Annotated in this window: 6 protein-coding genes; 4 read left to right on the top strand and 2 right to left on the bottom strand. The window is 66.7% G+C overall.

What is annotated here, in order from left to right; genetic code table 11:
- The 4 genes from VGE27_RS11390 to VGE27_RS11375 form a co-directional block, all read left to right on the top strand.
- Positions 1-183: phosphatidate cytidylyltransferase (locus tag VGE27_RS11390; RefSeq protein WP_331049775.1), on the top strand; the 183-nt coding region annotated here is incomplete at its 5' end.
- A gap of 41 nt (positions 184-224) precedes the next feature.
- On the top strand, positions 225-1391 hold the full coding sequence (dxr, locus tag VGE27_RS11385; RefSeq protein WP_345788013.1) for a 1-deoxy-D-xylulose-5-phosphate reductoisomerase: 1167 nt from the start codon (positions 225-227) through the stop codon (positions 1389-1391).
- A gap of 5 nt (positions 1392-1396) precedes the next feature.
- The gene (gene rseP, locus VGE27_RS11380; RefSeq protein WP_331049773.1) at positions 1397-2587 is read left to right on the top strand and encodes an RIP metalloprotease RseP; all 1191 of its coding nucleotides are present in this window, start codon (positions 1397-1399) and stop codon (positions 2585-2587) included.
- A complete protein-coding gene (locus VGE27_RS11375; protein WP_331049772.1) occupies positions 2584-3078 on the top strand; it encodes a hypothetical protein in 495 nt (164 codons plus the stop codon). Before rseP ends, VGE27_RS11375 begins: the two co-directional genes overlap by 4 nt.
- A 38-nt stretch (positions 3079-3116) precedes the next feature.
- Here the strand turns inward: VGE27_RS11375 and VGE27_RS11370 are convergent, their stop codons facing one another.
- Together VGE27_RS11370 and VGE27_RS11365 are read right to left on the bottom strand one after the other, a co-directional pair.
- On the bottom strand, positions 3117-5342 hold the full coding sequence (locus VGE27_RS11370; RefSeq protein WP_331049776.1) for a sigma-54-dependent Fis family transcriptional regulator: 2226 nt from the start codon (positions 5340-5342) through the stop codon (positions 3117-3119).
- A 138-nt stretch (positions 5343-5480) separates the two neighbouring features.
- Positions 5481-6190 (bottom strand): hypothetical protein (locus tag VGE27_RS11365; RefSeq protein ID WP_331049771.1); only part of this gene is annotated, 710 nt, incomplete at its 5' end.

Raw genomic sequence — 6190 nt, 5'->3', positions numbered from 1 at the left:
ACGGCACAGGTTGGAGATCTGGCCGAGTCGCTGCTCAAGCGCGAAGCGGGTGTGAAGGACAGTGGCACGCTGTTCCCGGGTCATGGCGGTGTGCTCGACCGACTCGACTCGCTGTTCTTCGTATTGCCCACCGCTTACGTGTTGTACGACTGGCTGCTGATTCCCGCGCCCGGAATGCGATGATCGCGGAGGCAGGCGCCGAGGCGGGAATCGAGACCATGGTCATGCCAGGGAATGCCACGGTGACATCCCAACGTGCACCTATCGGCGTCGCCCTGCTCGGTGCCACCGGATCGGTGGGATCGAGTGCGCTGCGTGTGCTGTCGCGTCACCCCCATCGATTTGTGCCGGTGGCCCTCACCGCGCACAGCAATCTTGCGGCCCTGCAGCAGCAGGTGAGTCAGTTCAAGCCGTCCTTCGTGGGCCTGGTGGCTCCGTCAGCGGCCGATGTGCCTGCGGATTGGGGTGCAGGGCCAGGCTGCCTCGTGGAGGCTGCCACGCGCGACGACGTCGCCGTTGTCATCAATGCGGTGGTGGGCGCTGCGGGCTTGCAGGCCACGCTCGCGGCGCTCCGTGCCGGCAAGCGCGTCGCGCTGGCGAACAAAGAGACGTTGGTGATGGCCGGTGACATCGTCACCGAAACGGCGCGTCGTCATGGTGGGGAACTGGTCCCGGTGGACAGCGAGCACTCGGCCATTCTGCAGTGTCTGGCTGGTCGGGATCCGTCTGACGTACGGCGGCTTATCATCACCGCGTCCGGTGGCCCGTTCCGCACGTGGGAATCCGAGCGCATCGCGCAGGCCACCGTGGGCGACGCCCTGCGGCATCCGACCTGGCAGATGGGCGCCAAAATCACCATCGACAGCGCCACGCTGGCCAACAAGGCGCTGGAAGTGATCGAAGCGCATCACCTCTTCGGTATTCCGTACGATCGCATCGATGTGGTCGTGCACCCACAGAGCATCGTGCATTCGTTTGTCGAGTTTGTTGATGGTAGTGTGTTGGCGCAGATGGGCGTTCCGTCCATGGAGTTGCCGATCCTGTACGCGCTGACGTGGCCGGAACGGGTGCCTGACACAGGCGTACCAACGTTCGATCCGGTTAGGCTCGGTTCGCTGACCTTCGAGCCGGTGCGGCACTCCGATTTTCCGATGCTGCAACTCGGAATCTCAGCGGGGCGCCAGGGCGGGGCAGCACCTGCGGTGTTCAATGCTGCCAACGAGGTCGCCGTGGCGCATTTTCTTGACGAGCGTTTGCCCTTCGCGGGTATCGTGGATTGTGTGTCGGCTGCGGTCGAGGCACACGGCACGATGCCGGGGGATTCGCTCGACGCGTTGCTTGCGGCGGACGCCGCAGCGCGCGCTTACGTGCATGCCAGGGTGGGGTCCTGACAACGATGGCGTCACTTTCCGTCTATATCGCACCGTTGCTCGTGTTCGGTCTCGTGGTGTTCGTGCACGAGCTCGGGCACTTCATGGCCGCCAAGCTCACCGGTGTGTACGCACCGGTGTTTTCGCTGGGGTGGGGGCGTCGGTTCTTTGGCTGGAAGCGCGGAGAGACTGACTACCGCGTGTCCATCTTCCCAATCGGCGGCTATGTACGCATGGCGTCGCGCGACGACGAAGCCCTGGCGGGCATCGAAGGCGCGTCCACCGAACGGGGCTCGCTCGATGGTGGCGCCCCACAGCGTCCGCCTGAAGTGCCTGAGTCGCTGTGGGATCCGACGGGACTGGCGCCCTTCGGCCCGAAGGCGGTGCCAGCGGATCGCTGGGTGGAGAATAAATCCACCAGTGCCCGCGTGTTCATCCTGTCGGCCGGCGTGATCATGAACATCCTGCTCACCATCGTGGTGTCGAGCGGGATCTACTATCGCTACGGCAATCCCTATCTGCCCGCGGTGATCGATTCGGTGGTGCCGGGAGCCCCCGCCGCGCTCGCCGGTCTGCAGTCCGGTGATCGCATTACGGCCATCAACGGCGAGAAGGTGCGCAGCTGGGATCAGGTCCTCGACCGCGTCTCTCCGATCACGTCGGGCTCGGTGGCGCTGGATGTGGTGCGCGGCCCGGACACGCTGCGCCGCGAGATCACACCGCAGCTGGCCGAGTCCACCGATCCCGTCACCGGTGCGCCGCGAAAGGTGGGCCGCGTGGGCATCATGGTGCGTGACTCCGTCGTGCGTGAACCGGTGGCGCTGGGTGCTGCCGTCACATCGGGCACCCGGGCCACATGGACCATGGCCCGCAATGTGGTGCAGGTGCTCGGCGGCCTCATATCCGGTGAAGTGTCGGCGAAGAATCTGGGCGGACCCATTCAGATTGCGCGCACATCGGTGCAGGCGGCGCGGAACGGCGCAGAAACCCTGTGGTCGCTGATCGCATTCCTGAGTCTGAACATCGCCATCCTCAATCTTGTGCCGATTCCGGTCCTCGACGGTGGTCAGATCCTCATGGTGCTTGCCGAACGCATCAAGGGCAGCGAGTTCAGCATGCGCACGCGGGAAGCCGTCGCACGTGTCGGTGTGCTGGCGGTGCTGGCGCTCATCCTGCTGGTGACCTTCAACGACGTGCGGTCCTTCTTCACGCGATGAACGGTCCGGCAAACCGCGGCACGTCACCTGGCAGCACCCGTACGCACAGCCGGTCATATCGTCGTCACGCGGTATGGCACTGCCTGCTACTGGTGGCGGTTGCGGCGTGTGGACGTGGCCGCGTCGAGCCGACCTCTGCACAGACGCCCGTGGCGCGCATTCCGCGCAACGCGCCTCGCTTCGAGATTGACAGCGTCACGGATAGCACGGCGATCTTTCGCGTGCAGGAAGCGCAGTGGCTGCGCACGGGGATGTCCGGCTACGCCATCGATCCCCGGCAACGCGATGCCTTGGTGGCCCGCGTGAAAGTGGTCGCCGCAGACAGCGCTTACGCCACCGTGCAGGTGACGTCGCAGGTGTCGCTGGTGAAACGCGACCACGTGCTGCTCATTGTCGAACCCCTGCGTCCCTGGTGGCGCAAAGGGCTGTTCTGGACCGGTGCCGGCCTGGGCGCGCTATTGGGTGCCGGCACCGCCATCGTGGCGCGCTAGCGCCCCGCCAGCGCTCCACACACGACGCAGCAGGCGACTCAGACCGAGTCGCGCACTCCACGGCCGGGCGCGAGCCCAATGCGCTGCAAACGACGATACAGGGTGCTGCGCGTGACGCCGATCGCGTTGGCGGCATCACGCATCGTCGCGTGCGAGGCGATCAGCGTGGCGTAGCGAGTACGGAGTTGCTCACGTAACGCGTCATTGGCGGGCAAATCGGCTGCGAGCTCATCGACGGGCGCGCTCACCGTGAATGCCGATTCGAAGCGCGTGGCCGGAGCACGGGACGCCACATCACGCAACGCGGCCGGCAACAGGTCATCCGTGATGACCGGCGACTCTGCCAGCGCGGCCACACGCTTCACGAGATTCTCGAGTTCACGCACATTGCCCGGCCAGCGATAGTGCTCGAAGGCATGCAGCACCGACGGCGCGAACTCCCGGGCCAGCGATCCGCTGACCGTGCCCAGAAAGTGCCGTGCCAGCAGCGTGGCGTCGCCGGGTCGGGCTCGCAGGGGTGGCAATGAATGCGTCAGCACGTTGAGGCGATGATACAGATCATCACGCAACTGCCCGCTCGCGATCGCGCCCGTGATGTCGCGATTGGTCGCCGCGATGATGCGCACATCCACATGACGCCCGGACGTCGCGCCAAGCCGGGTGATCTCGCCTTCCTGCAACACCCGCAAGAGCGCGGCCTGCGCCGCCGGTGGCAGTTCGCCGATCTCATCGAGGAACAGCGTGCCACCATCCGCCGCCTCGAACTTGCCGATGGCGCCATCACGGCGCGCACCGGAGAACGCTCCGGCCACGTGTCCGAACAGCTCGCTCTCCACCAACTCGCGCGGAAGCGCGGCGCAGTTCACGGCAACGAAGGGTGCGTGAGCACGCGGGCTCGCGGCATGAATGCCCTGCGCAATGACCTCCTTGCCCGTCCCGGATTCGCCAAGCAGCAGCACCGGCAGATCGGTGCGGGCGCAGGCCCGCGCAAACCGACGGACTTCTTCCAGCACCGGTGCGGCTCCTCGCAAGGCATCGAGGCTGTAGCGCACGGTGTGCGCACCGCTGGCACGCGGCGTGCCTTCGCGACGACCGGAGCGCGATGACTCCACGCCCCGTCCCGTCGGCCCGCTCATGGGGGTGCGTACATCGCTGGTGATTCCGCCGCTTCTGTTACTGCGCGTGGTGTACGTCGCGTCATCGCGGACCGCGCGTGCATCGCGCAGGTCGCGTGTGTCTTGCGTCTCTCGCGAGTCGCGCATCCCGGGCGCCAGCGGCAACACGAGGCACGCCCCAATGGGTGTGCGGCCGTCATGCATGGCATGCACGGCAGCCGTGACGCCGAGCAGCGGATGAGACGCGTCGCGCACCAAGGCCTGGGTAGGTGGATGACGCAGGCTGCTGCTGCCGCGCGTGTCCGTACTCATGGTGCGCAGCACATCGGTGGCCTCATGTCCCGACGCCTGCAAACGACGCACGAGCCGCTCGGCGGATGTGGACGAGGCGATGATCTCCCCCGCACGATCGACCACCAGAATGGCATCCGACGGATAGCGCCCGACCAGCGATCCGAACTGCCGCAGCAGCGTCACGCGTCGTTCGGCTTCGCGTGCTGCGAGGCGCTGCTCGAGCGCCACGGCAATGGCGGTGGCCAGCGACAGGGTGTGCGGGTGAGCCTTCTCGCGAAAGCCGGACAGGTCGAGCACACCGATCACGTCCTGCGTGAGTGGATCACGAATGGGTGCCGCCGCGCAGTGCCATCCCTGCCACCGCTCGCAGAAGTGCTCGGCACCGACGATGTGCACGGCGCGGGCGAGGGCAAGCGCCGTGCCCGGGCCATTCGTGCCCACCGCGTCTTCGCTCCAGAGCGCACCGGGGCGGAAGTTGATGTCTGCCAGACCATCGAGGGCGCGCGGGTCACCTGTCGCAGCCAGCATGCGCGCCCGGTCATCGAACAGCGCCAGAATATGACCATCCAGTACCGAGCCGCCGGCATGAGCGCGCACCGCCAGTTCGGCGTGCGGGAGCCAGTCCACCTGCTCGCGGAGCTCAGCGAGTGATGCATCATCGAGCAGCATCGGGGCGCGGGGGAGCGTCGGCACGATACCGCGGTGCAGGGAACGCTCCCACGACGCTCGGACGGCCGTGCGCACCTGTTCCTCCCGACGCGGAACACCCGCGCCATCGCGCACAATGCGCTGCCAGGCATCGCTCAGCGAGCGCTGATCACGTGCTTCGACCGGCAACAGCTCCTGCACCCGCATGGCCACCCCCCTGGTCGCAGATCTGCTACCCACGAAGCATCGGAGCGGATCCCGGGCGTCGCAAGTGACGCGACAGGTGTCGCGCGGGGACCTGATTGCTCGGAGAGCGAACCTCAGGAGCGGGTGATCAGAAGCAGATCAGGAGCAAATCAGGGTGCGGGAGATGTCGGCCTCACCGGACGCGCGCGTCACCTGAACCGTGTCCTGGAAAGTGCTGCAACGTGGAGCCGAGATACGCAGGAGGTACCGTCCCTGGGGCAAAGTCATGACGGCAGCGCTGTCGGCACGCAGTTCACGTACGCGCCCCCCTTCGAGAGGCGTGAAGGACACCCGGGCGTCGCGTGGCTTGATCAGGTAGCGCACCGTGGCACAGTCCCGCACCGCCAATGTGACCTCGGTCTCCTGACCGGCGCGCAGGCCCGTCAGCACCGTGTCGAACATGGCCGACTCGCAGCTGATCGAAGCGTGGGGGAGGACGGCGCGCACTTCGACACGCTGAGCCGCAGGTTGTTCACCACTCCAGCGGCCGAAACCCACAAGCTTGTTGTCGACGTAGAGCTCCGCCGAGTCGGGGGCAAACAGTTCGATGCGGGCGGGAGCCGGCACCTGGCGATTGGGTCGTCCCCCGGCCGGGGCCCCCGTTGCCGTGCGGGTGGTTGGCGGGGTCACGACCGGAGCCGCGACAGAATCCATCGGGACCGGTGTGGTGGAGACAGAGTCAGCGGGAACGCGCGCGGTGTCCACAATAGGCGATACATCGGCCACCCTCGTCTCCCACGGACGTTGCACGGCCATGATGCCGCCAAGCACGAGCACGGCAGCACCCGCGATCCACCGCCACCGCTTCG

It is taken from the genome of Gemmatimonas sp. (assembly GCF_036405635.1).
Lineage (GTDB): Bacteria > Gemmatimonadota > Gemmatimonadetes > Gemmatimonadales > Gemmatimonadaceae > Gemmatimonas.
The sequence above is the reverse complement of the archived record's forward strand: the minus strand, read 5'-3'. Positions and strand labels throughout refer to the sequence as shown.